Genomic DNA, 22,688 nt, shown 5'->3' on the forward strand with positions numbered 1-22,688 from the left:
CCGCCGGTCCCGGCGCCCCTGCTCAGCCTGCGGGGGCGCCCCAGCCGGCGCGGTACTCGGCCCAGTCGGTCTCGGTGGCCGCGAAGTCCACGTACAGGGCGACGCCGAAGTCCCGCCGGTCGCCGGAGCCGAGGGCGAGGCGCACGCCCCGGATCGCGGCCCGCATCGTCTCCGCGGACGGGTGGTGGGTCCAGTTGTCGTCGTGGTAGGCGGGCACGCCGACCAGCAGTCGCGTGGACGGCGGCACGGCGGCGAGCGCCAGCGCGGTCTGGCGCCGGACGTACCCGGTGAACAGGGCCTCGGTCGGCTGGGCGGTGTCGTAGGTCATCAGCGCCACCTGGTGGACGCGGCGGGCGACCTGCGTCATGTACCCCGGCGTCCACCACCGCTCCTCGCCGAACACCAGGCCCTGGGCGGCGCTCATGCCGGGCAGCGGCTCCATCTGGTGCACCGACATCGACAGCACGGCGCGGGGGAGCGCCGCGCGCGTGCGGTCCAGCACGTCCAGCAGGCCCTGGTCGTCGTCGTCGACCGGCTCGAAGTTGTAGTGGATCCCGTCGAACCCGGCCGCCATCGCCTGCCCGGCCGAGCGGACGATCGCGGCGCGCGTCGCGGCCGAGGACAGGTCCATGAGCCCCGGGTCCAGCCGCTGCCCGAGCCAGGCGTGCACCCGCACGCCCGGCAGCGCGCGGCGTAGCGCGGTGACGGCCCAGGCGGCGCGGGGGTAGAGGGAGGCGGGCAGCGTGCCGTCGGTGGCGAGCGGCCCGGTGTGGACGTACAGGTCGCGCACGCCGGTGCCGCCGATCCGGGCGGCCAGGGCCGCGACCTCGGGGTCGCCGTTGCGCCCGTCCACCCACGCGTGCCCGAGCCAGACGGCGTCCCCGCCGCGCGTGACGGCGTGCGGCGTGCCCGTGCTGAGCAGATAGAGGGCCGTCCCCGACGCGACGAGGGCCAGCGCGGGGACCGAGACGACGATGACGGCCGCCGTCCACAGCCGCCGCCACCGCACCCGGCTACGGGGCCGCCCGGCGGCCGGCGCCGCGCCGGGCGGCTCCTGTTCGTCGCGGGCGGAGGCCGGAGAACCAGGCTGAGGCATGACGAAGCAGCATATCGGCCCTTATCGCGGACGGTCGCGGATCGGGCATACCTGGGGCGCGGTGTGTGGGCGCACTCGATCGTTGTCTCACCATATGAGACTGCACTTGACTGCCCTATTACCTACCGGAAATATAGGCAATGTGCCGATTGTGAACTTGACCGTCCGGCGCGCGATCGACTTCATGCACGTGGACAGCAGCCTCTGTCAGTGAACGTGTTCCGTCTCGCGCGGTCCTCGCGCTGGAGACGACGCCTCTCACCGCCTGTTCCCGACCCACCAGAACCGCCGTCAGGACCACGTCCTCGCCCCTGTCCGGGGGCCTACGCCCCATGCCCCGCGGCCGGTTCTCCACCGGTCCCGCCTGTCCTCTCACCGTGCTCTCTCGTCGTTAGGTACTCGCCATCATGTGGAAAACCCCCAGGCCGCACGCCCGTCCCCGGCGCGTGGCGCTCGCCGCGCTCGCCCTCACCGTCGCCGGGCTGGCGACCGCCTGCGGAACCTCCTCCGCGGCGGGCGGCCCGGCGTCCAAGGGCTCAGGAGCGGTCCTCAAGCTGCAGGACCCCGGAAACGCCGGCCCCCTGGCCTACGCCAAGCGCGAGGGCCTCCTGGAGAAACGCCTCAAGGCCGTCGGCGCCACGGTCGAGTGGGGCGGCTCCTACGCCTCGTTCACCGCCACCGTCGACGCCGTCCACGCCGGCTCGGTGAACATCCTCACCGGAGCCATCTCGCCCGCCATCGGCTACCTCGCCAACAGCCCCGACATCAGGATCTTCTCGGTCACCGACCCCGTCACCGACCCGGCGGCCCCGCAGACCGACGGCCTGGTGGTGCGGCCCGACAGCCCCGTCAGGTCCGTGAAGGACCTGGTGGGCAAGCAGGTCGCCGTCAACAAGGGCGGCAAGGGCGAGTACCTGCTCCTGCTCGCGCTGGAGAAGGCCGGCGTCCCCGTCGACCAGGTCAAGCGCGTCTACCTCAACCCCGACCAGGGCGCCGCCGCGTTCGCCACCGGCAAGGTGGACGCCTGGTGGGCCATCGTCCGCGCCTACCCCGAGGCCGTCGCCAAGGGCGCCCGGGTGATCGTGCACGGCCGCGACCTCGACGACAAGGACCTCACCATCATCGCCGCACGCAAGGAACTGCTCGACCGCGCGCCCGCGGCCGTCCGCGTCTACCTGGAGGTGCTCCAGGAACTGACCGAGGAGGCCAGGAAGACCCCGGAGAAGTTCGAGAACGTCTTCCTCACCCAGGGGCCCACCGCCGTCACCGGCGCCCGCCTCGCCCTGGACATCGAAACGGCCAAGCACGCCATCGTCCCCCGGTACGCCACCAAGGAGGACGGCGCCTACATCACCGCCGTGGCGGACCTGTTCCGCAAGTACGGGGTCGTCACCAAGCCCATCGACCCCGCCGACGTCCTCTTCGACCTCAAGGCCGCGACCACCTCCGCCTCGCCCGCCGCCTCGGGGTGACGCCATGACCATCGAGAAGGTACACGAGCCGCCCGCGCGGCGGCCCGCGCCCGGCCCGCGGGAGGGCCGGGACGGCGCGGCGGCGGGACTGGAGACGCCGAGGTTCCTCGGCGCCCGCCGCCGCCCCGCGGCCCTGTCCGCCGCGCTGCGGATCTCCGTCCCCCTGCTGCTCCTGGCCGCCTGGTGGTACGGGTCCGCCAGTGGGCGCATCCCGCCGGACGTGCTCGCCGCGCCCTCCGCGGTCCTCGGCGCGCTGCGCGAGCTGGCCGCCACCGGGCAGCTCGCCGACTACCTGCTCGCCTCCGGGCACCGCGCCGGGCTCGGCGTGCTCACCGGCGGCGGCCTCGGGCTCGTGCTCGGCGTCGCGGCCGGACTGTCGGCGCTCGGCGAGGAACTGGTCGACCCGACCATGCAGATGCTGCGTGCCGTGCCGTTCCTCGCGCTCGTCCCGCTGTTCATCTCGTGGTTCGGGGTCGGCGAGACCTTCAAGATCCTGCTCATCGCGGTCGCCGCCGCCATCCCGATGTACGCCTACACCTATCTGGGAGTCAGGAACGTGGACCGCAAGGTCGTGGAAGCGGCGCGCGGGTTCGGCCTGCGCGGGCACCGGCTCGCGCTCGGCGTGGTCGTCCCGAGCGCCCTGCCCAGCGTGCTCATGGCCCTGCGCATCAGCCTGTCGGTCTCGCTGACCGGCCTGATCGCCGCCGAGCAGATCGGCGCCACCGAGGGCATCGGCTACCTCGTCACGCTCGCCCAGCAGTACTTCCGCCCCGACTACATGGTGCTGTGCGTGCTCGTCTACGCCGCGCTCGGGCTGATCTTCGACGGCGCCATCCGCGTGGTGGAGCGGCTGGCCATGCCGTGGCGCGGCCAGGTGGTGGCCCGATGAGCGAGCCCGTCTTCCAGCCGCGCGGCGAGATCCCCGGCGAGCTGGCCGTCCAGGTCAGGGGGCTGCGCAAGGCGTTCGGCCCCAAGATCGTGCTGGACGGCGTCGACCTGGACATCCGCAGGGGCGAGTTCTTCGCGCTGCTCGGCCCGAGCGGCACCGGCAAGACCACGCTGCTGCGCATCCTGGCCGGGCTGGAGCTGCCCGACGCGGGCACCGTCCTCGCCGCCCGCCGGCGCACGACCGTCTACCAGGAGCCCCGGCTCATCCCCGCCCGGCGGGTGCTCGCCAACGTCACCCTCGGCCTGCCGTCCGCGGCCCGCGAGGCCGGGCGCCGCGCGCTCGCCGAGGTCGGCCTCGACGGGTACGCCCGCAAGTGGCCCGCGACGCTGTCCGGCGGCGAGGCGCAGCGCGTGGCCCTGGCCAGGGCCCTGGTGCGCGACCCCGAGGTGCTGCTGCTGGACGAGCCGTTCGCCGCGCTCGACGCCCTCACCCGCCTGCAGATGCAGGACCTGGTCGCCGAGCTGTGCGAACGGCACCGCCCGGCGGTCGTCCTGGTCACCCACGACGTGGAGGAGGCGGTCCGGCTCGCCGACCGCGTGGTGGTGCTGCGCGACGGCGCGCTCGCCGTCGACAGGACCATCGACCTGCCCCACCCCCGCGACCGCAACGCGCCCGAGTTCGCCGACGCCCGCCGCCTGTTTCTGTCCCACCTCGGCGTCACCGCCGCCGTCCACTGAGTCACCCGAGGAGTCCCATGACCTCCGTCGACAAGCTTTGGTACACCCGCTGCCCCGTCCCCACCGCCAGCGGCCTCGCCCACCACCAGGGCTGGCTCGCCGAGGAGTTCCGGGCCGCGGGCCTGGAGATCGGCATCCTGCAGGACGCGGAGCCCGAGCTGGCCGAGCGTCACTTCGACCACCGCCTGCTCGGCCTGTTCCGCGAGGGCGGCAACGTCCCCGCCCTGGCCGCGCGGTCCGCCGGGGCACCGACCCGGCTGATCGGCCTGACCTGGATCGAGGAGTGGCAGTCCATCCTCGTCCGCGCCGACTCCGGGATCACCAACGCCGCCGGCCTGGCCGGCGCCCGGGTCGCGCTGCCGGGCTGGGCCGAGACCCGCGGCAAGAGCTTCCCGCGGGCCATGGCCCTGCACGGCTTCAAGGGCGCGCTGTCGCAGGGCGGCCTCACCCTCGACGACGTCACCTTCGTCGAGGTCGCCGCCCAGGTCAGGCCCAGCGTGGGCCGCGACGCGGGCGCGCGGGCCTTCGCCTGGCCCGGCATCGCCGAGCTGGCGCGCGGCGAGGTCGACGCCGTGTACGCCAAGGGGGCGCGCGCGGCCGAGCAGGCCGCCGAGATCGGCGCGGTCGTCGCCGTGGACCTCGACGCCCACCCCGACGTGCGCACCCGCGTCAACAACGGCACGCCGCGGCCCATCACCGTCCACGAGCGCCTCCTCGACGAGCGGCCCGACCTGGTCGTCGGGTTCCTCGTCCAGACGCTGCGCGCGGCCGAGTGGGCGCGCGGCGACCTCGCCCGGGTCCGCGAGATCCTCGCCGCGGAGACCAGGTCCGGCGCCGACGCGGTGGCCACCGCCTACCGCGGGGACTTCCACCGCTCCCTGCACCCCGACCTGTCGGAGCACCGGCTGGACCTGCTCCGCGTCCAGAAGGACTTCCTGCTCGTGCACGGCTTCCTCGACGCCGACGTCGACGTCGCCGCGTGGGCGGCGCACGAGCCGCTCGCCGAGGCCCACAGGCGCCTGGCCGCCTGGGCCGACCTCGCCGGGGCGGTGGCGCGATGACCGAGACCCCCGAGTTCCTGGTCACCGTCCCCACGCGCGGCGACGGGCGCCACCCGCTGCGCCGCGACCGCGGCGACTGGGAGGAACGCCGCCCGCTGCCCGCCTTCGTCACCGACCCGCGCGGCGGGGTGTCCGGGCCGTCCGCCCACATCGCCCAGGTGGGCAGGGCCGCCGAGATCGCCGGCCTGGACGGCGCTCTGGTCCCCTTCGACCCCGAGGGCGAGGAGTCGCTGGTGCTGGCGGCCGGGTTGCTGCGCGGCAGCAGGCACCTGCGCGTCATCGCCGGGTTCCACGCCGGGATCGCCACCCCGGTGTACGCGGCCAAGCTGTCCGCCTCCCTGCAGCGGTTCACCGGCGGGCGGCTCGACTGGCAGATCGACGTCGCCCTCGACCCGGTCGTGGCCCGCGCGCACGGCGACTTCCTCCAGGGCGGCGACCGCTACGCCCGCGCCGAGGAGTTCCTCACCGTCGCCAAGGGCGTGTGGCACGAGGAGGGCTACACCTACGAGGGCGTCTTCTACCAGGTGCTCGCCGGCGGATTCCAGCCGCCCAACGCCGGCCTGCCCTTCCCGCGCGTCCACCTCAGCGGCATCGAGCCCGGCGCGCTCGCGCTGTCGGCCCGCCACGCCGACGTGCACCTGTTCGACCCCGGCCAGAACCTCGACGTCGGGATCGCCGGCCTGGGCGACCGCGCGGCGGCAGAGGGACGCGCGGTCGCCTACGGCCTGCGGCTGCCGGTCCTGGCCCGTGAGGACGAGGAGGAGGCGTGGCGCGAGGCCCGCGGCCTGTGGGCGCTGGCGGGCGGCGCCGACGAGGACTTCCCCCGCCCGGACCCGAAGACCGGCCTGTGGCCGGGCTTCGACCGGATCGCGGGGCCGGGCGCGCTCGGCCTGGTCGGCTCCTACGAGGGCGTCGCCGCCGGGATCCGCGCCTACCGGGACCTCGGCGTCACGACGTTCGTGCTGTCGGCCCGGCCCACCGTCGAGGAGGCCTACCGGCTCGGCGAGCGCCTGCTGCCCCTGTTCGCGACGGAGTCCCAGAAGGAGACCGCGCATGTCCATTGACATCTACTGGCGCATCGGCACCCACGGCGACCAGCCGTCGCTGCGCCGCCGGGTGACCAGCAGGGGTGAATGGGCGCCCGTCGTGCCGGGCAGCCTCGCCCCCGGGGTGCGGCACGGCCGCCGCGACGGCTACTCCTACGTCGAGCACATGGCCGACGTCGCCCGCGCCTCCGAGGTCTCCGGGTTCGTCGGCGGGCTGCTGCCGTCCTTCCCCTTCACCGACGACCCCTGGGCCACGGCCGCCGCGCTCGCCCGCGAGACCACGACCTACCGGTTCATGATCGCCTACCAGCCGGGGTTCCTGCACCCGGTGCAGGCCGCGCGCATGTCGGCCACGTTGCAGCGGGCGACCGGCGGGCGGCTCGTCTACAACATCATCTCCGGCGGAGGCGGCCCCGCCCAGCTCTGGTGGGGCGACCGCGTCGACCACGACGACCGGTACGCGCGCACCTCGGAGTTCCTCGACGTCCTCAAGGGCGTGTGGAACGGCGGGCCCTTCGACTACGAGGGCCGGTTCTACCGGGTCGAGGGCGCCGGGCTGCCCGAGCCGCTCGCCCGCCAGCCGTTCCCCGAGATCTACTTCTCCGGGTCCTCCAAGGCCGCGATCGAGGCGGCGGGCCGGCACGCCGACTACTACCTGTCCTGGCTGGAGCCGTTCCCCGACCTCGCCGCCAAGTTCGCCCAGGTGCGCGAGCACAGCGCCGCCCTCGGCACCGCCCCGAAGTTCGCCGTGCGCATCGACGTGCTGGCCCGCGAGACCGAGGAGGCCGCCTGGGACGAGATCAGGCGCGGCTGGGAGCACGTCGACCCGTCCGCGCTGGCCAGCGCGGACGGCGACTCGGTGGGCTGGCTGCGCAGCCAGTCGTTCGTGTCCTGGCCGGTGCGCCACCACCGGGAGCTGGAGGTCTCCCCGAACGTCTGGGGCGGCTTCCACCTGCTGCGGGGCGGCCCGGCGTTCGGCCTGGTCGGCAGCTACGCGCAGGTCGCCGAGCGGCTGGACGAGCTGATCGGCCTCGGCGTCGGCGCCTTCATCCTCGCGGGCGTCCCGCACCTGGAGGAGGCCTACCGCGTCGGCGAGGAGGTCCTGCCCCTGCTCAAGGGCCACGACGTGCGCGTGGCCTCCCCCCTCACGGCGGCGCTGTCCGACTCCCGCGCCTGACCCCCTGTCCCGACCTCCGTCCGCGACCACGCTTGAGAAAGGCTCGAACATGAGCGTCCGTGTCGGCTACTTCCCGCACAACAACTCGCTGTGGGTGCTGCGCCACCGCGGCATCCTGGAGCGCTCCCTGCCCGACGTCGAATGGGTCGACCTGCGCTCCCTCCCGTCCGGCGAGCGCCCCGACCCCACCAGGTCCCTGCCGTCCCTGCACGGCGACCACCTGTTCGACGGCGGGTACGACTTCATCGGCACCGGCTCCACCCCGCCGGTCACCGCCCAGGGCAAGGGCCACGACATCGTCTACGTCGCGGTCTCCGGCTCCCGGCACGAGAACGGGCGGCTGGTCGTCAAGCAGGACTCGCCCATCCACTCCCTGGAGGACCTGGCCGGCAAGCGCGTCGCGCTCGGCCACGGCTCCTGGCAGACCACGCTGCTGCTGTTCGCCCTGGACCGCGCCGGGCTCACCTGGAAGGACATCGAGCCCGTCGACGTCTACGGCGACGCCGCCCAGCTCTTCCTCGACGGCGAGGTGGACGCCTGGGTCGGCTCCTACCCCGCGCTGACCCGCGTCGAGCGCGAGACGACCGTCCGCGAGCTCGTCGCCACCGACGGGCTGTTCAGCCACCGCTCGCTGTGGTTCACCCGCCGCGACTTCGCCGCCGATCACCCCGAGGAGCTGGCCGCCATCGTCGCCGCCCTCCAGGAGTCCGACGCCTGGATCCGCGAGAACCCGCGCGCCGCGGCCGAGCTGTTCGCCGCCGACGACGGGGGAGACCTGGACGCGTGGGAGCACGCCCTGCGCACCCGCCCGTTCGGCCTCAACCCGGTCACCGAGGACTTCGTCGCCGAGCAGCAGCGCGCCGCCGACCTGTTCCACGCGAGCGGCCTCATCGACCGCAAGATCACCGTCTCCGAGGCCGTCCTGCCGGAGCTCAACCGCCTGGTCGAGTCCACCCGCCGCCCCTGACCCCGGCCGGGCCCGGTCGCGCGGAGAGGCGAGGGCCGTCCCGGGGGACCGGCCGCGATCCGGTCTCCCGGGACGGACGGCGCCACGCCGGGGCCCGATTGCTGACAGGCTCGGGGCATGCGGATCGATCTGCACACGCACTCCACCGCGAGCGACGGCACCGACGCCCCCGACGTCCTGATGAGGCACGCCGCCGGGGCCGGGCTCGACGTGATCGCGCTGACCGACCACGACACCACGGCCGGATGGGCGCGGGCGGCCTCGGCCGTGCCGCCGGGGCTGACGCTGGTGCCCGGCGCCGAGCTGTCGGGACGGTGGTACCGGGACGAGCCGACGATCGGCCTGCACCTGCTGGCCTACCTGTTCGACCCCGGCCACCCGGGGCTGACGGCCGAGCTGGCCGCGGTGCGGCGCTCACGCGACCGGCGCGCCGAGGCGATCGTCGAGATGCTGAACGCCGACGGCGTAGACCTCACCATGGACGAGGTGCGCGCCCTGGTCGCGGGCGGCACCGCCGGCCGCCCGCACGTGGCCCGCGCCCTGGTCGCCCGCGGCCTGGTCGGGTCGGTGGACGAGGCGTTCGCCCCCCAATGGCTCGGCGGGCGCTACCGGCTCCCCAAGACCGACATCGACGTGCTCACCGCGATACGGCTGATCGGCGAGGCGGGCGGCGTGGCCGTGCTGGCCCACCCCATGGCGGGCAGCCGGGGCCACGTCCTGCCGGACGCGCTGATCGCCGGCCTCGCGGACGCCGGGCTGTGGGGCATCGAGGCCGATCACGTCGACCACGCGCCCGAGGACGCCGCCCACGTCCGCGCGCTGGCCCGCGAGCTGGGGCTGCGCGTGACCGGGTCCAGCGACTACCACGGCGACAACAAGACCGTCCGGCTCGGCGCCTTCACCACCGGCCGCGAGGTCTACGAGGACCTGGTGTCCACCGCGACCGGCGCCGTCCCCGTCCAGGAGCCCGCCCGGTGAGGACCGGTCAGAGCGGGTCGCCCGGGAGGGCGGCGTACTCGCGGCGCAGCGTGGTGAGGATCGGGTCGTCGACTCGCAGCTCCGCGCCGTCGATGGAGCGGACGGCGCGCGGGCCGGCCGCGGCGTTGGTGACGAAGGCGGCGGTCATGCCGGGCAGGTCGTCGACGTCGATCTCGGCCTGGGAGGACGGGATGCCCGCGCGCTCGGCGATCCGCTCCAGAAGGCGCATGGTGACGCCGTTCAGGCGGTCGAAGCCCGGCCAGAGCACGCGCCCGTCCCGGATGAAACCGATGTTCCACGTCGGCCCCTCGGTGACCCGCGCCCTGCCGTCGGTGAACAGCACGTCGTCGTAGCCGCCGAGCAAGGAGAACCGCCGCTGGACCAGCGGCCCGAACAGGCCGGTGTGCTTGAGCTCCGGCAGGTCGCGCTCGTACTCGGCGGTGCCGAGGGCCAGGGGCGGCAGGTCGCCGGGGACGGGCCGCGTGCCGACCAGGATCTCGGGGTTCGCCTTGGCCGCGGGCCTCGCGATGTCGAACTCGGGATCGAAGACGGTGACGCGGACGACCACCGGCGGGCCCCCGGCGGTGGCCCGCCGCACCAGGTGGCGGACCCGGTCGAGGTCGAGGTCGGCGCCGTGCAGGACGCGGCAGTCCCCCTGCAGCCGGTCGAGATGGAGCGACAGCCCGCGCACCCGGTCGTCCTCGACCCGCATGGTCGTGAAGTGCCCGTAGTTGTGCGACGCGAGCGCGCCGAGCTCGCCGGCGGTGGCGGGACGCCCGTTCAACTCCATCATGCGGCCATCCTGACACCTGCCCGAGGCCCGCGAACCCCGGCGGCGGCCGTGTTCGCCGCCGGCGTGACCGCCCCTGGCGTGACCGCTCCGGGCGCGCCCCTGCCGGGTCTCGGGCGAAGGGAGAGAAGGTAGGGTCTGCCGGGTGGGCGAGGTGCTGGGGACGGCCGGGACGGCGGTGGGCATGTTCGCCGGCACCAACGTCGACGACATCATCGTCCTCACCGTGCTCTTCCTGGCCGCGCGGGCCGGGGGCCGGCCGCGGCCGTGGCACATCTGGGCGGGGCAGTACGCCGGCATCGCCGCGCTCGTCGCCCTGTCGGCGCTCGCCGCGCTGGGGCTCACCGTCCTGCCCGACCGCTGGGTGGGCCTGCTCGGCCTGGTGCCGCTCGGCCTCGGGCTGTGGGGGCTGGTCAGGGCGGTGCGCGGCCGTGGCGGCGACGGCGAGGATCCCCCCGCGGTGGCGACCGGGCCGCTGTCGGTGGCGGGCGTGACGCTGGCGAACGGCGCGGACAACATCTCGGTCTACACCCCGGTCTTCCGCTCCATCGGAGCCGCGGCCACCGTCCTGACCGTCGCGGTGTTCGCGGCCGGAGTGGCGGTGTGGTGCCTGGCGGGGTCATGGCTCGGATCCCACCCCGCGGTGGTCGGCCTGGTGCGGCGGCACGGCGGGTGGATCGTCCCCACGGTGTTCACGGCGATCGGCGCGGTGATCGTTCTCGGCTCGGGTGTGCTCGGCGAACTGCTCTAGCCGGCGGCGTCCGGAACCGCGGGGCACGGGACGGCCGGAATGCCGGGGCCCGGCGCCGGCCCAGAATGGTCTACACCAATAGGCGTCGCGGGAATGGGGAGTGAATCTTCGCGGCGGCTTCCCGTAATTGGTATATACCAGGTGGCCGGGCGTTCGACTTTGGCGTCCGAGGGCTTCCGCAGGGGAATGGATTAGACCGCTATATTGGGGTCTAGCTGCGAAGACATCGTCCCGAAACGTGGGTGACGTTTCCCGGTCAGATTCATAGGTAGAGTCCCCGGCAACGAGGCGGAATCGTACGCCGCGAAGTCGTTGAAGGAGCTCGAGTGCCCAAATACGTGTACGACTTCACCGAGGGGAACAAAGATCTGAAAGATCTTCTCGGTGGTAAGGGTGCCAATCTCGCGGAGATGACGAACCTGGGTCTGCCCGTGCCTCCGGGGTTCACGATCACCACCGAGGCGTGCCGCGCCTACCTGCGCGAGGGCGGCCTTCCCGAAGGGCTCGACGAGGAGGTCGAGGCCCACCTGGAGGCGCTGGAAGGGCGCATGGGCAAGCGGCTCGGCGCCGCGGCGGACCCGTTGCTGGTCAGCGTGCGCTCCGGGGCCAAGTTCTCCATGCCCGGCATGATGGAGACCGTCCTCAACATCGGCCTCAACGACGAGTCCGTCCAGGGCCTGGCCAAGCAGGCCGGCGACGACCGCTTCGCCTGGGACTCCTACCGCCGCCTCATCCAGATGTTCGGCAAGACCGTCCTCGGCCTGGAGGGCGACCTGTTCGAGACGGCGATCGACGACCTCAAGCGCGGCAAGGGCGTGGTCAGCGACCTCGACCTGGACGCGGCGGACTTCCAGCGCCTCGTGGACACCTACAAGGGCATCGTCAGGGAGCACACCGGCGGCGACTTCCCCTCCGACCCGCGCGAGCAGATGCGCCAGGCCGTCCGCGCCGTCTTCGACTCCTGGAACGCGCCCCGCGCGATCATCTACCGCCGCCAGGAGCGCATCCCCGAGGAGCTCGGCACGGCGGTCAACATCGTGGCGATGGTCTACGGCAACCTCGGCATGGAGTCGGGCACCGGCGTCGCCTTCACCCGCGACCCCGGCTCGGGCCAGCAGGGCGTCTACGGCGACTACCTGCAGAACGCCCAGGGCGAGGACGTGGTCGCGGGCATCCGCAACACCGTGCCGCTCCAGCGGCTGGAGGAGATCGACCCCGCGTCCTACCAGCGGCTCCTTGAGATCATGAAGACGCTGGAGGACCACTACCGCGACCTGTGCGACATCGAGTTCACGATCGAGCGCGGCAAGCTGTGGATGCTGCAGACCCGGGTGGGCAAGCGCACCGCGGCGGCGGCGTTCCGCATCGCGACCCAGCTCGTCGACCAGGGCCTCATCGACATGGACGAGGCCGTCAGGCGGGTCAGCGGCGCCCAGCTCGCCCAGCTCATGTTCCCCCGGTTCGACGGGGGCGCCGAGAAGAAGACCATCACCAAGGGCATGAACGCCTCCCCGGGCGCGGCGGTCGGCAAGGCCGTCTTCTCCTCCGAGCGCGCCGCGGAGCTGGCGGGCAAGGGCGAGGACGTCATCCTGGTCCGCCGCGAGACCACCCCCGACGACCTGGCCGGCATGATCGCCGCCAGGGGCGTGCTGACCAGCAGGGGCGGCAAGACCTCCCACGCCGCCGTGGTCGCGCGCGGCATGGGCAAGACCTGCGTGTGCGGCGCGGAGGAACTGGACGTCGACGCCAGGGCCGGGCGCTTCACCGCCCCCGGCGGGCTGACCGTCCAGGAGGGCGACGTCATCTCGATCGACGGTAGCACCGGCGAGGTGTTCCTCGGCGAGGTGCCGGTCGTGGACTCCCCGGTCGTGGAGTACTTCGAGGGCGTGGGCGGGACGGCCGACGAGCTCGTCCAGGCCGTGGACCGCGTCATGCGCCACGCCGACGAGCGCCGCCGCATGGCCGTGCGCGCCAACGCCGACAACCCCGAGGACGCCGCGCGCGCCCGCAGGTTCGGCGCCGAGGGCATCGGCCTGTGCCGCACCGAGCACATGTTCCTCGGCGACCGCCGCCGCCTCGTCGAGGACCTGATCCTCGCCGAGTCGGACGAGGACCGCCGGGCGGCGCTCGGCGCGCTGGAGCCGCTGCAGAAGTCCGACTTCGTGGGGATCCTGGCGGCGATGGACGGGCTGCCGGTGACGATCCGCCTCATCGACCCGCCGCTGCACGAGTTCCTGCCCGACATCACCGCGCTGTCGGTGAAGATCGCGGTGGCCGGGGACGAGGCCGAACCGCGGGACCGCAGGCTGCTCACGGCCGTCAAGCGCCTGCACGAGCAGAACCCGATGCTCGGCCTGCGCGGCGTGCGCCTCGGCCTGGTGATCCCGGGCCTGTTCACGATGCAGGTGCGGGCCATCGCCGAGGCGGCGGCCGAGCGGCGCGCGGCCGGGGGAGACCCGCACGCGGAGATCATGATCCCGCTGGTGAGCGCCGTCCAGGAGCTGGAGGGCGTACGCGACGAGGCCGAGAAGATCCTCGCGGAGACCGGCGTCGAGGCGCTGATCGGCACGATGATCGAGGTGCCGCGCGCGGCCCTGACCGCCGGGCAGATCGCCGAGGCGGCGCGCTTCTTCTCGTTCGGCACCAACGACCTCACCCAGATGACGTGGGGCTTCTCGCGCGACGACGTCGAGGCGGCGTTCTTCTCGCGCTACCTGGACCTCGGCATCTTCGGGGTGTCGCCGTTCGAGACGATCGACAGGAGCGGCGTCGGCCGCCTCATGCGGATCGCCGTCGAGGAGGGCCGGGCCACCCGTCCCGACATCAAGCTCGGCATCTGCGGCGAGCACGGCGGCGACCCCGAGTCCGTCCACTTCTGCCACGAGATCGGCCTGGACTATGTGTCCTGCTCGCCGTTCCGGGTGCCGGTGGCCCGCCTGGAGGCCGGGCGGGCGGCGCTGTCGGGCGGGGAGTCCGAGACCCGCTGAGCGCGGGACTCCGGCCCGGGCCACCGCTGGGGGTGCTCGGGCCGGGGTGGGACCGCCGGTGGGCTGGGGTGGCCTACGGGGCGGATGATCTGCGAAAATACCGGAAATGCCGTGGATGCCGTGAGTTTCCCGCATGTTAGTAATTACCGACCCGTCGCGCGGGTAGCATCCCGCTACCGATGAGAGCCTACGACCACTCCGATCAGGCCAGATGGGTACCGGAACCCGCCGGCAACCCCGAGCGCAGCGCGTTCGAACGCGACCGGGCCCGCGTGCTGCACAGCGCGGCGCTGCGGAGGCTGGCGGCCAAGACGCAGGTGGTCGGGCCGGGCGACGTCCCCGACCACGGCCGCCACATCCCGCGCACCCGCCTGACCCACTCCCTGGAGTGCGCGCAGATCGGCAGGGAGATGGGCAAGGCGCTCGGCTGCGACCCCGACCTGGTCGAGACGGCGTGCCTCGCGCACGACCTCGGCCATCCCCCCTTCGGGCACAACGGCGAGACCGCGCTGAACGAGCTGGCCGCCCGCTGCGGCGGCTTCGAGGGCAACGCCCAGAGCCTGCGCCTGCTCACCCGGCTGGAGGCCAAGGTCCTCACCGCCGACGGCCGCAGCGCCGGGCTGAACCTCACCCGGGCGACGCTCGACTCCGCGCTGAAGTACCCCTGGACCTCCGCGCACGGCGCCAAGTACGGCGTCTACCCCGACGACATGCCGGTCTTCGCCTGGGTCAGGCAGGGCGTGCCCGCCGGCAGCGTCAGCTTCGAGGCCCAGGTCATGGACTGGTCCGACGACGTCGCCTACTCCGTCCACGACCTGGAGGACGCGCTGCACTCCGGCCACGTCCTGCCCGCGACCCTGCGCGACCCCGGCGAGCGGCGTGAGGTGTGCGAGCGCACCCTCAAGTGGTACGCCGACGACAGCGGCATGACCGAGCTGGAGGAGACCTTCGCCCGGCTCATCGAGGAGCCGCTGTGGCCGTGGCGCTTCGAGGGCAGCATGAGCGACCTGGTCGCGCTGAAGTCGTTCACCAGCGCGCTGATCGGCCGGTTCTGCCTGTCCGCGCAGGCGGCGACCCGCGCGGCGTACGGCGCGGGCGCGCTCACCCGGCACGGGGCCGAGCTGGTCGTGCCAAGGACGACGCGGCTGGAGTGCGCGCTGCTCAAGGGGCTGACGGCCCACTACGTGATGGCCAGGGACGAGCACAGCGCCAACCAGGCCCGCCAGCGCGAGCTGATCGCCGAGCTGGCCTCGATGATCATGCTGGGCGCCCCCGCCACCCTGGAGCCCGCGCTGCGCCCGGCGTTCGCCGAGGCCGGCGACGACGCCGCCCGGCTGCGCGTGGTCGTCGACCAGATCGCCTCGCTCACCGACGGCTCGGCGGTGAGCCTGCACCGCGGCCTCGGCGGACGCCGCTAGCCGCCTCTCCGCGCCCTGGGACGCCGGCCCTCAGCCGCGCGTCACGTCCGGTTCGCCGGTCTGCGTCGGCACGGGCTTCTTCGGCGGACGCTTCACCGGCTTGGAGGCGCACAGCGTGCGGCAGGGCGGCGTCGCGCCGACCGCGGCGCGCACGGCGGCCACCCGCGCTGCGGGCGAAAGGGTGGCGTTGCCGTTCAGCCAGGCGTCCAGGTAGGTCCACGGGTCCACCATGCCCCGGCGCACCCACCAGTACTTGGCGGAGGTGGACCACGACACCGCGAAGTACAGGTTGGTCCCCTCGTCCTTGGCGTTCCCGGAGTCGCCGACCCGGCCGAGAAGCTGCCCGGCGGCGACCCGCGCCCCCGGCCGCAGGCCCGGCGCGACGCTGTCGAGGTGCCCGCCGAGGTAGCGCACGCCGTCGTCGCCGACGATCGAGACGAAGCGGCCCTCGCGGTCGGCGCCCCTGTCGGTGGAGGCCGTCCAGCGGTTCCTGGCGTTGACCTCGTGCACGACGCCGCCGACCGGCGCGACGAACGCGCAGCCCTTCCCGGTCCAGATGGTGGCCTTCGGCAGCACGAGCCGGCCGCGGGTGTAGGTGGCCCGGCAGCCCTTCACGGGGAAGGCGTAGGTGAAGCGCGACAGCTTGGGCGGGGGCACCCGGACCGGCTCGTCGCCCGCGGGCGGGGTCACCCGGGCCTGCGGAGCGGGGGTGACGGTCGGGCCGAGCGTGGCGGCGTCGATCGGGCCGCGCCCGGCGCTCGGGGAGGCCTCGAAGGCCGCGGGCGCGCTCGGCACGTCCTGCGGGACGGACGTCGGCCGGGTGCTGATGCCGGCCACTCCGCCGGGCGCGGCGCAGGCGGTGGCGACGAGCATCGTCGCGGCAATGGCGGCGAGTCGCCCCGATCGCATGATCTCCACCCGTGTGACGTTACCGAAACCAGCTCCGAACCAAGCGTTCTCTTTCTAACCGACCTTCAACCCCGACACGACCCATTCGCGAAAAATCCCCCATCACGGACGCCGCGTGCCCAGCGTGCGGGCGCCGAGTCGTAGACTCACCGGCGTGGCAGGGCGGATCAGTGACGAGGACATCGCGCTCGTGCGGGAGCGGTCGGCGATCGCCGACGTCGTAGGGGAGCACATCCAGCTTCGCAACGCCGGCGGCGGCAACCTCAAGGGGCTGTGCCCCTTCCACGAGGAGAAGACGCCGTCGTTCAACGTGACCCCCTCCCGTGGCTACTGGTACTGCTTCGGCTGCGCCGAGGGCGGGGACGTCATCACCTTCGTCCGCAAGCTGGAGCATCTGTCCTTCACCGAGGCGATCGAGCGGCTGGCCCAGCGCGCCGGCCTCCAGCTCCGCTACGAGCAGGGCGGGTACGTCCCCGGGCGCGAGCACGGCGAGCGCAGCCGCCTCATCGAGGCCCACAAGGCCGCCGCCGAGTTCTACGCCGCCCAGCTCGCCGAGGCCGAGGCCGCCCCCGGCCGCCGGTTCCTGTCCGAGCGGGGTTTCGAGCGCGTGGACGCCGAGCACTTCGGCGTGGGCTACGCCCCGTCCGACTGGGACCGGCTGAGCCGCCACCTGATGGGGCGCGGCTTCACCGCCGCGGAGCTGATCAAGGGCGGCCTGGCCAGGGAGGGCCGCCGGGGCCCGGTGGACCGCTTCCGCGGCCGGCTCGTCTGGCCGATCCGCGACATCACCGGCGAGACGATCGGGTTCGGCGCCCGCAGGCTCCTGGACGGCGACGACGGGCCCAAGTACCTCAACACCCCCGAGAGCCCCATCTACAAGAAGAGCACGGTGCTCTACGGCATCGACCTGGCCAAGCGCGAGATCTCCAAGCGCTCCCAGGCCGTCGTCGTCGAGGGGTACACCGACGTGATGGCCTGCCACCTGGCCGGGGTGCCCACGGCGGTCGCCACGTGCGGCACGTCCTTCGGCGAGGAGCACATCAAGGTGCTGCGGCGGCTGCTGCTCGACCAGGCCGAGTTCCGCGGCGAGGTCGTGTTCACCTTCGACGGCGACTCCGCCGGCCAGAAGGCCGCCCTGCGCGCCTTCGCCGACGAGCAGAAGTTCGTCACCCAGACCTTCGTGGCCGTCCAGCCGGAGGGCCTCGACCCCTGCGACCTGCGCGTCAAGCACGGCGACGCCGCGGTCCGCGACCTGATCGCCGGCCGCGAGCCGCTGTTCGCGTTCGCCATCCGCAGCGTCATCTCCCGCTACGAGCTCGACACCAACGAGGGCCGCCTGTCCGCCCTGGACGCCGCCGCCCCGCTGGTCGCCGGCATCAAGGACCCCGCGCTGCGCGGCCGGTACGCCGTGGACCTGGACCGCTGGCTCGGCTTCATGGACGAGCGCATGGTGCTGCACCGCATCCAGGAGGTCGCCGGGGCCGGCGCGGGCGGGGGACGCCAGGGCGGCCGCGCCGCCGCCCCCGAGCGCGGCGGCAGGCGGGTCCCCGCGCCGCGCCCGCCGGCCGATCCCGCCGACCCCACGGTGCGCATCGAGTCCGAGGCGCTCAAGCTCGCCGTCCAGCGTCCCGCCCTCATGGGGCCGGAGTTCGACGCGCTCGGGACCGGCGCGTTCACGGTGCCCGAGCACGTGGCGCTGTACGAACTGATCATGACGGCGGGGGGGACGTCCTCGGGCGGCTCCGGCGGGCGCGACTGGGTGGACGCCCTGCTCGCCGTCACCGAGGACGACGCGCTGCGCGCGCTGGCGACCAGGTTCGCCGTCGAGCCGCTGCGCGCCGAGCTGGAGGGCGAGGAGCGCTACGGCGCGGCCGTGCTGGCCCGGCTGGCCGAGATCGCGGTGACCCGCGCGCTCGTTCAGGTGAAGGCCAGGATGGAGCGGCTGAACCCGATCGAGCAGCAGCAGGAGTACAACCGTCTGTTCGGGGAACTGGTGGCACTCGAACAACAACGGCGGGTGTTAAGAGAACGCGCCGTCGGCGCATAAGAATCTTTACTTTCCGCTGGTCACCGAGGCCAAACATTTGTTTGATATCGATTCGGTAATGAATTAAGCCTTACCATCGGTGACAAAAATAGGGCCTGCCGTTTTATGGCGGCCATACAGCAGACTATGCACCGTGGGTGCATCGGTGCTGCCAAGTGGACCGCCTTCGGTTGATCAGGTGGCGGATCTAGTCGCCAGAGGAAGAGAGCGCGGGAGCGTCACCGTCGACGACGTGGCCGCCGCGCTCGACCGCTCCGAGTTGCCACCCGACGCGCTGGAGCGCGTCGTGCGGATGCTCGCGGAAAAGGGCGTGGAGGTGCTCGAGCCGCAGGGCGACGACGACACCGCCCGCCCGGACGAGGAGGACGTCGGCAAGCGCGCGCCGACCAGCGACCTCGTCCGCATCTACCTCCGCGAGATCGGCAGAGTGCCCCTGCTCACCGCCGAGGAGGAGGTCGAGCTGGCGAAGGCCATCGAGGCCGGGCTGTTCGCCGAGGACAAGCTCTGCGAGTCCCGCCTGCCCACCCCGGAGTTCGAGGAGCTGGTCTGGGAGGGCGTGCGCGCCAAGCAGCGCCTCATCGAGGCCAACCTGCGGCTCGTGGTGTCGATCGCCAAGCGCTACGTCGGCCGCGGCATGCTCTTCCTGGACCTGATCCAGGAGGGCAACCTGGGCCTGATCCGCGCGGTCGAGAAGTTCGACTACACCAAGGGCTACAAGTTCTCCACCTACGCCACCTGGTGGATCCGCCAGGCCATCACCCGGGCGATCGCCGACCAGGCGCGGACGATCCGCATCCCCGTGCACATGGTGGAGACGATCAACAAGCTGGTGCGGGTGCAGCGCCAGCTCCACCAGGACCTCGGCCGGGAGCCCGCCCCCGAGGAGATCGCCCTGGAGATGGACCTCCCCGTGGACCGGGTGGTGGAGATCCAGCGCATCGCCCAGGAGCCGGTGTCGCTGCAGTCGCCCATCGGCGAGGAGGACTCCGACCTCGGTGACTTCATCGAGGACGCCGACGCCGTCGTGCCCATCGAGGCCGCCGCGTTCATCATGCTGCAGGACCAGCTCGACGACATCCTCGCCACCCTCTCCGACCGCGAGCAGCGCATCATCCAGTTACGCTTCGGCCTCTCCGACGGCCACCCGCGGACGCTGGAGGAGGTGGGCCGCGAGTTCGGCGTGACCCGCGAGCGTATCCGCCAGATCGAGTCGAAAACGCTCGCCAAGCTGCGTCACCCCACGCGCGCCCAGATGCTGCGCGACTATCTCGACTGAGATCGCGCGCCCGCCGGCGGCAGGCCCGGCGGGCGCGGCGATATCGCGCCATTCACGCGCCGCGGTGAAGGGCTCGGAAATGGACCCCGAACGGGGTCGCGCGGCACGGGTTTCGTTCATGGGCGATTCACGTTCGCCCCCATAGACGGTCGGAAAAGAGGAATCGGCGAGGGCGGGCGGGCGGCGTGAATCACCGGCCGCCGAAAAGGGCGGGCCGCCCGCCCGGCCACCGGCCTGGCCCGCGCGCCGTCCATGGTCACCAAGGCCATGGGCCGTGGACGGCGCGCGGGCCGCGACCGCCCGGTGGGCGACCGGCCGCCGTCGCCCGATAGCTTGCACGCATGAGACTTCCCTGGCGTTCCCACGCCCTTCCCGCTGAGGCCGGTGTCACGCTGGAGCCGGGGGAGCGGGCGCTGGTCCACGCCCGCACGCCGGACGGCGGCTACGTCGTGGTGACCGACCGCGCGCTGCGCCTGCCGGGCGAGGCCCCGCTGCCGTGGTACAGGATCGACCGGGCCCAGTGGGACGAGGAGGGGCTGCACGTCGTCGCGACCGACGGCGCCGAGTGGCGGCTCCCGCTGCCGGAGCCGGGGCGGCTGCCCGAGGCGGTGCGCGAGCGGGTCACCTCCACCATCCTGGTCAACCGGCACGTGCGGCTGATGGAGCGCGGGGGAGTGCGGCTGGTCGCGCGCCGGGTGCCCGGGCGGGACGACGCGCTGTGGGAGATGGTCTTCGATCCCGGGCTGGACGCCGCCGACCCCGGCCTGCGCGCCGCCGCCGACCAGGTGCTGGAGGGCCTGCGCCGCAACCTCGGCGTCTGAGGCCGGAGGTCACCGGGCGCCGAGGGCCCGTCCAGGGGGACGAGGCGCCGGAGACGCCAGGAAACGATCGAGGCCCGCGTCGCCGCGGGCCTCGATCGTGCGCGGGCGGTCAGGTGACCCGCTGGACCTCGGTGTCCGGCCACCCGGTGCCGGTGTCGGCCTCGCCGACGACCCGCCCGTTCTTGTGCAAGAAGGGCACCCGGTCGCCGAGGACGTCGCCGAGCTTGTGCCGGGTGACCTCGGCGGCCTTGGACGCCTGCGCGCCCGCGAGCCCCGCCGCCTGCTGGATCCTGGGACTGTCCACGACCCGTTGGCCGATCCGCCTGATCTGCTCGTAGCGCTCACGGCCGGCCCGGCTGCCGAGGACGTACCCGACGGCCAGGCCCACGACGAACGTCAATCGATATCGCATCTTTCACACCTCCGCGTGCGGCTGGCTTCCCGCTTGCCGGGTCCCCTACCCCGGCGGCGTGCGGTTATGGTCCCGAGTCGCGGTCACTTCCCCGGAGACGCCCGCCGGGGAGGCCCGGGCGGGTGATCGAGTGCGACACGCACCCCCGGGAATGCGCTAATCTAGTTCCGCGCCGCGAGGAAGGGCCGGAAAGATCCTCCGAGTGACGCGCGATCCCGTGTAGCTCAATCGGCAGAGCAGCCGGCTGTTAACCGGCAGGTTATAGGTTCGAGTCCTATCGCGGGAGCAACGCTCCGACAGCCCCAGGGTGATCACCCTGGGGCTGTCGGCGTTTCCGGGGCCCTCTTTGCCATATGGCGGGACAAATCACAGCCGATGGCCCAAGATGTGGGTTTGCCGGGCTTCGTGGCACCCCGCCACCGCCCGGGCGCGCATCGTGACCGCGCCCGGGTCCGCGGGGGCCGGGAGCCCGGTGGCCGCGGATCATGCCAAGGACAGCGGGGAAGGGCCGCTGCGCGCAGGGCGCTCGCGTCACCCCGGACGACGCCGGACGCCCGTGGAACCTCGTGGCGGTTGTCGCATGCTCGCGTGGTGGAGATCCCTGCCCCGTGCCCCTTTTCGTGCCCCCTTTCGTGCCCGCGGCGTGCCCGCGCGGCGGCCCTGGCCCGTGCCCCCGCACCGCCAGGGCGCCGGCACGGGCCCCGTCGACCCGGCCCAGGCCGAGGAGTTCCTGAGGCTCTTCCACGCCGACAACCCCTCCGCGGGTCCGGCGCGGCCGAGGATCCGGGAGGTCACCGCGCAGATCGCCAGGTCCGGCACCTATGTCCACACCGCCGCGGAGCTGGAGTACGGCGCGCGGATCGCCTGGCGCAACAGCGGCCGGTGCATCGGACGCCTGTACTGGCGGTCGCTGCGGATCCGGGACCGCCGCGCCGTCGAGACCGCGGACGGCGTCGCGCGGGAGTGCGTCCGCCACCTGCGCGAGGCGACCGGCGGCGGCCGGATCCGCCCCACGATCACGGTCTTCGCCCAGGACCGCCCGGGGCGCCCCGGGCCGCGGATCTGGAACGAGCAGCTCATCCGCTACGCCGGCTACCGGGGCCGGGACGGCGTGGTCGTGGCCGGGGACGCGCGCAACGCCGCGCTCACGGCCACGGCGCTGCGCCTCGGCTGGCCGGGCGGGCCGGGGACGGACTTCGACGTGCTGCCGTTGCTGGTCGAGGCGGGCGGCGCGCCGCCGCTGCTCGCCCCGGTCCCGCGGGACGCGGTCCTCGAGGTGCCGCTCGAACACCCGGCGCACCCCTGGTTCGCCGAACTCGGGCTGCGCTGGCACGCGGTGCCCGCGATCTCCGGCATGTGCCTGGAGATCGGCGGCGTCTGCTACCCCTGCGCGCCGTTCAACGGGTGGTACATGGGGACCGAGATCGGCGCGCGCAACCTCGCCGACGAGGACCGCTACAACCGGCTCGGCGCCGTGGCCGAGGGGCTCGGCCTGGACACCTCCAGCGACCGGACGCTGTGGAAGGACCAGGCGCTGGTCGAGCTGAACGTCGCCGTGCTGCACTCCTTCGCCCGCGCGGGCGTGACGATCACCGACCACCACACCGAGGCGCGGCGGTTCATCACCCACCTGGAGCGCGAGGAGCGCTCCGGCCGCGTCTGCCCGGCCGACTGGTCGTGGATCGTTCCGCCGCTGTCCGGCGCGCTGACTCCGGTCTTCCACCGGTACTACGACGACGTGCTGCTGTCCCCGGCGTTCGTCCATCATCCGCGCAAGAGCGAGCACGAAGGCTGAGCCGGCCGCCGGGAAGTGGTGTACAACGGGGAGGGGCTGTGTAGAACGATATTCGGTAG

At 73.3% G+C, this 22,688-nt stretch carries 19 protein-coding genes and 1 tRNA gene; 16 read left to right on the forward strand and 4 right to left on the reverse strand.

Features of this window, described 5'->3' with window-relative positions:
- Nucleotides 1–22: 22 nt before the first annotated feature.
- A complete protein-coding gene (locus BJ981_RS23180; protein WP_239139000.1) occupies nucleotides 23–1,096 on the reverse strand; it encodes a glycoside hydrolase family 18 protein in 1,074 nt (357 codons plus the stop codon).
- 407 nt (nucleotides 1,097–1,503) lie between these two features.
- On the opposite strand from BJ981_RS23180, the gene BJ981_RS23185 reads away from it, so the two are divergent.
- From BJ981_RS23185 to BJ981_RS23220, 8 genes are all read left to right on the forward strand, one after another.
- Nucleotides 1,504–2,568, forward strand: a complete 1,065-nt coding sequence (locus BJ981_RS23185) for an NrtA/SsuA/CpmA family ABC transporter substrate-binding protein (protein WP_184613685.1) — start codon at nucleotides 1,504–1,506, stop codon at nucleotides 2,566–2,568.
- Between the two features lie 4 nt (nucleotides 2,569–2,572).
- Entirely contained in the window at nucleotides 2,573–3,457 is an 885-nt protein-coding gene (locus BJ981_RS23190) for an ABC transporter permease (RefSeq protein WP_184613687.1), read from the forward strand.
- Nucleotides 3,454–4,194, forward strand: a complete 741-nt coding sequence (locus tag BJ981_RS23195; protein ID WP_184613690.1) for an ABC transporter ATP-binding protein — start codon at nucleotides 3,454–3,456, stop codon at nucleotides 4,192–4,194. The genes BJ981_RS23190 and BJ981_RS23195 overlap by 4 nt, the downstream gene beginning before the upstream one ends.
- A 17-nt stretch (nucleotides 4,195–4,211) precedes the next feature.
- Nucleotides 4,212–5,255 (forward strand): ABC transporter substrate-binding protein, encoded by a 1,044-nt coding sequence (locus BJ981_RS23200; RefSeq protein ID WP_184613692.1) that lies wholly within the window; start codon nucleotides 4,212–4,214, stop codon nucleotides 5,253–5,255.
- On the forward strand, nucleotides 5,252–6,319 hold the full coding sequence (locus BJ981_RS23205; RefSeq protein WP_184613694.1) for an LLM class flavin-dependent oxidoreductase: 1,068 nt from the start codon (nucleotides 5,252–5,254) through the stop codon (nucleotides 6,317–6,319). Before BJ981_RS23200 ends, BJ981_RS23205 begins: the two co-directional genes overlap by 4 nt.
- The gene (locus tag BJ981_RS23210) at nucleotides 6,309–7,478 is read left to right on the forward strand and encodes an LLM class flavin-dependent oxidoreductase (RefSeq protein WP_184613696.1); all 1,170 of its coding nucleotides are present in this window, start codon (nucleotides 6,309–6,311) and stop codon (nucleotides 7,476–7,478) included. The genes BJ981_RS23205 and BJ981_RS23210 overlap by 11 nt, the downstream gene beginning before the upstream one ends.
- 49 nt (nucleotides 7,479–7,527) lie before the next feature.
- Nucleotides 7,528–8,445, forward strand: coding sequence for an aliphatic sulfonate ABC transporter substrate-binding protein (locus tag BJ981_RS23215; RefSeq protein WP_184613698.1), 918 nt, complete (start codon nucleotides 7,528–7,530; stop codon nucleotides 8,443–8,445).
- A 117-nt stretch (nucleotides 8,446–8,562) separates the two neighbouring features.
- Nucleotides 8,563–9,423, forward strand: a complete 861-nt coding sequence (locus tag BJ981_RS23220) for a PHP domain-containing protein (protein ID WP_184613701.1) — start codon at nucleotides 8,563–8,565, stop codon at nucleotides 9,421–9,423.
- A gap of 7 nt (nucleotides 9,424–9,430) precedes the next feature.
- On the opposite strand, the gene BJ981_RS23225 is transcribed toward BJ981_RS23220, so the two are convergent.
- The gene (locus BJ981_RS23225; RefSeq protein ID WP_184616340.1) at nucleotides 9,431–10,213 is read right to left on the reverse strand and encodes an aminotransferase class IV family protein; all 783 of its coding nucleotides are present in this window, start codon (nucleotides 10,211–10,213) and stop codon (nucleotides 9,431–9,433) included.
- Nucleotides 10,214–10,358: 145 nt separating this feature from the next.
- Between BJ981_RS23225 and BJ981_RS23230 the strand changes: the two genes are divergently transcribed.
- The 3 genes from BJ981_RS23230 (at nucleotide 10,359) to BJ981_RS23240 (ending at nucleotide 15,369) form a co-directional block, all read left to right on the forward strand.
- Nucleotides 10,359–10,964, forward strand: coding sequence for a cadmium resistance transporter (locus tag BJ981_RS23230; protein ID WP_204070000.1), 606 nt, complete (start codon nucleotides 10,359–10,361; stop codon nucleotides 10,962–10,964).
- Between the two features lie 326 nt (nucleotides 10,965–11,290).
- A complete protein-coding gene (ppdK, locus tag BJ981_RS23235) occupies nucleotides 11,291–13,951 on the forward strand; it encodes a pyruvate, phosphate dikinase (RefSeq protein WP_184613703.1) in 2,661 nt (886 codons plus the stop codon).
- A gap of 179 nt (nucleotides 13,952–14,130) precedes the next feature.
- Nucleotides 14,131–15,369 (forward strand): deoxyguanosinetriphosphate triphosphohydrolase, encoded by a 1,239-nt coding sequence (locus BJ981_RS23240; protein WP_184613705.1) that lies wholly within the window; start codon nucleotides 14,131–14,133, stop codon nucleotides 15,367–15,369.
- Between the two features lie 30 nt (nucleotides 15,370–15,399).
- On the opposite strand, the gene BJ981_RS23245 is transcribed toward BJ981_RS23240, so the two are convergent.
- Nucleotides 15,400–16,278: a M23 family metallopeptidase gene (locus BJ981_RS23245; protein WP_184616342.1), complete on the reverse strand. Its 879-nt coding sequence runs from the start codon at nucleotides 16,276–16,278 to the stop codon at nucleotides 15,400–15,402.
- A 154-nt stretch (nucleotides 16,279–16,432) separates the two neighbouring features.
- Between BJ981_RS23245 and dnaG the strand changes: the two genes are divergently transcribed.
- The 3 genes from dnaG (at nucleotide 16,433) to BJ981_RS23260 (ending at nucleotide 20,422) form a co-directional block, all read left to right on the forward strand.
- On the forward strand, nucleotides 16,433–18,325 hold the full coding sequence (gene dnaG, locus BJ981_RS23250; RefSeq protein WP_184613707.1) for a DNA primase: 1,893 nt from the start codon (nucleotides 16,433–16,435) through the stop codon (nucleotides 18,323–18,325).
- Nucleotides 18,326–18,470: 145 nt separating this feature from the next.
- Nucleotides 18,471–19,601 carry an RNA polymerase sigma factor RpoD gene (gene rpoD, locus BJ981_RS23255; RefSeq protein WP_184616343.1) on the forward strand — a complete coding sequence of 377 codons (1,131 nt, stop codon included), beginning with the start codon at nucleotides 18,471–18,473 and terminating at the stop codon, nucleotides 19,599–19,601.
- A 341-nt stretch (nucleotides 19,602–19,942) separates the two neighbouring features.
- Nucleotides 19,943–20,422 carry a hypothetical protein gene (locus BJ981_RS23260; protein WP_184613709.1) on the forward strand — a complete coding sequence of 160 codons (480 nt, stop codon included), beginning with the start codon at nucleotides 19,943–19,945 and terminating at the stop codon, nucleotides 20,420–20,422.
- A 109-nt stretch (nucleotides 20,423–20,531) separates the two neighbouring features.
- Here BJ981_RS23260 and BJ981_RS23265 read toward each other — a convergent pair whose 3' ends face one another.
- Nucleotides 20,532–20,834: a YtxH domain-containing protein gene (locus tag BJ981_RS23265; RefSeq protein WP_184613711.1), complete on the reverse strand. Its 303-nt coding sequence runs from the start codon at nucleotides 20,832–20,834 to the stop codon at nucleotides 20,532–20,534.
- Nucleotides 20,835–21,047: 213 nt separating this feature from the next.
- Here BJ981_RS23265 and BJ981_RS23270 point away from each other — a divergent pair.
- A tRNA-Asn gene (locus tag BJ981_RS23270) sits at nucleotides 21,048–21,120 on the forward strand.
- A 357-nt stretch (nucleotides 21,121–21,477) separates the two neighbouring features.
- The gene (locus tag BJ981_RS23275) at nucleotides 21,478–22,629 is read left to right on the forward strand and encodes a nitric oxide synthase oxygenase (RefSeq protein WP_239138998.1); all 1,152 of its coding nucleotides are present in this window, start codon (nucleotides 21,478–21,480) and stop codon (nucleotides 22,627–22,629) included.
- Nucleotides 22,630–22,688 lie beyond the last annotated feature (59 nt).

This window comes from Sphaerisporangium krabiense (genome assembly GCF_014200435.1).
In the GTDB taxonomy this organism is placed as follows: domain Bacteria; phylum Actinomycetota; class Actinomycetes; order Streptosporangiales; family Streptosporangiaceae; genus Sphaerisporangium; species Sphaerisporangium krabiense.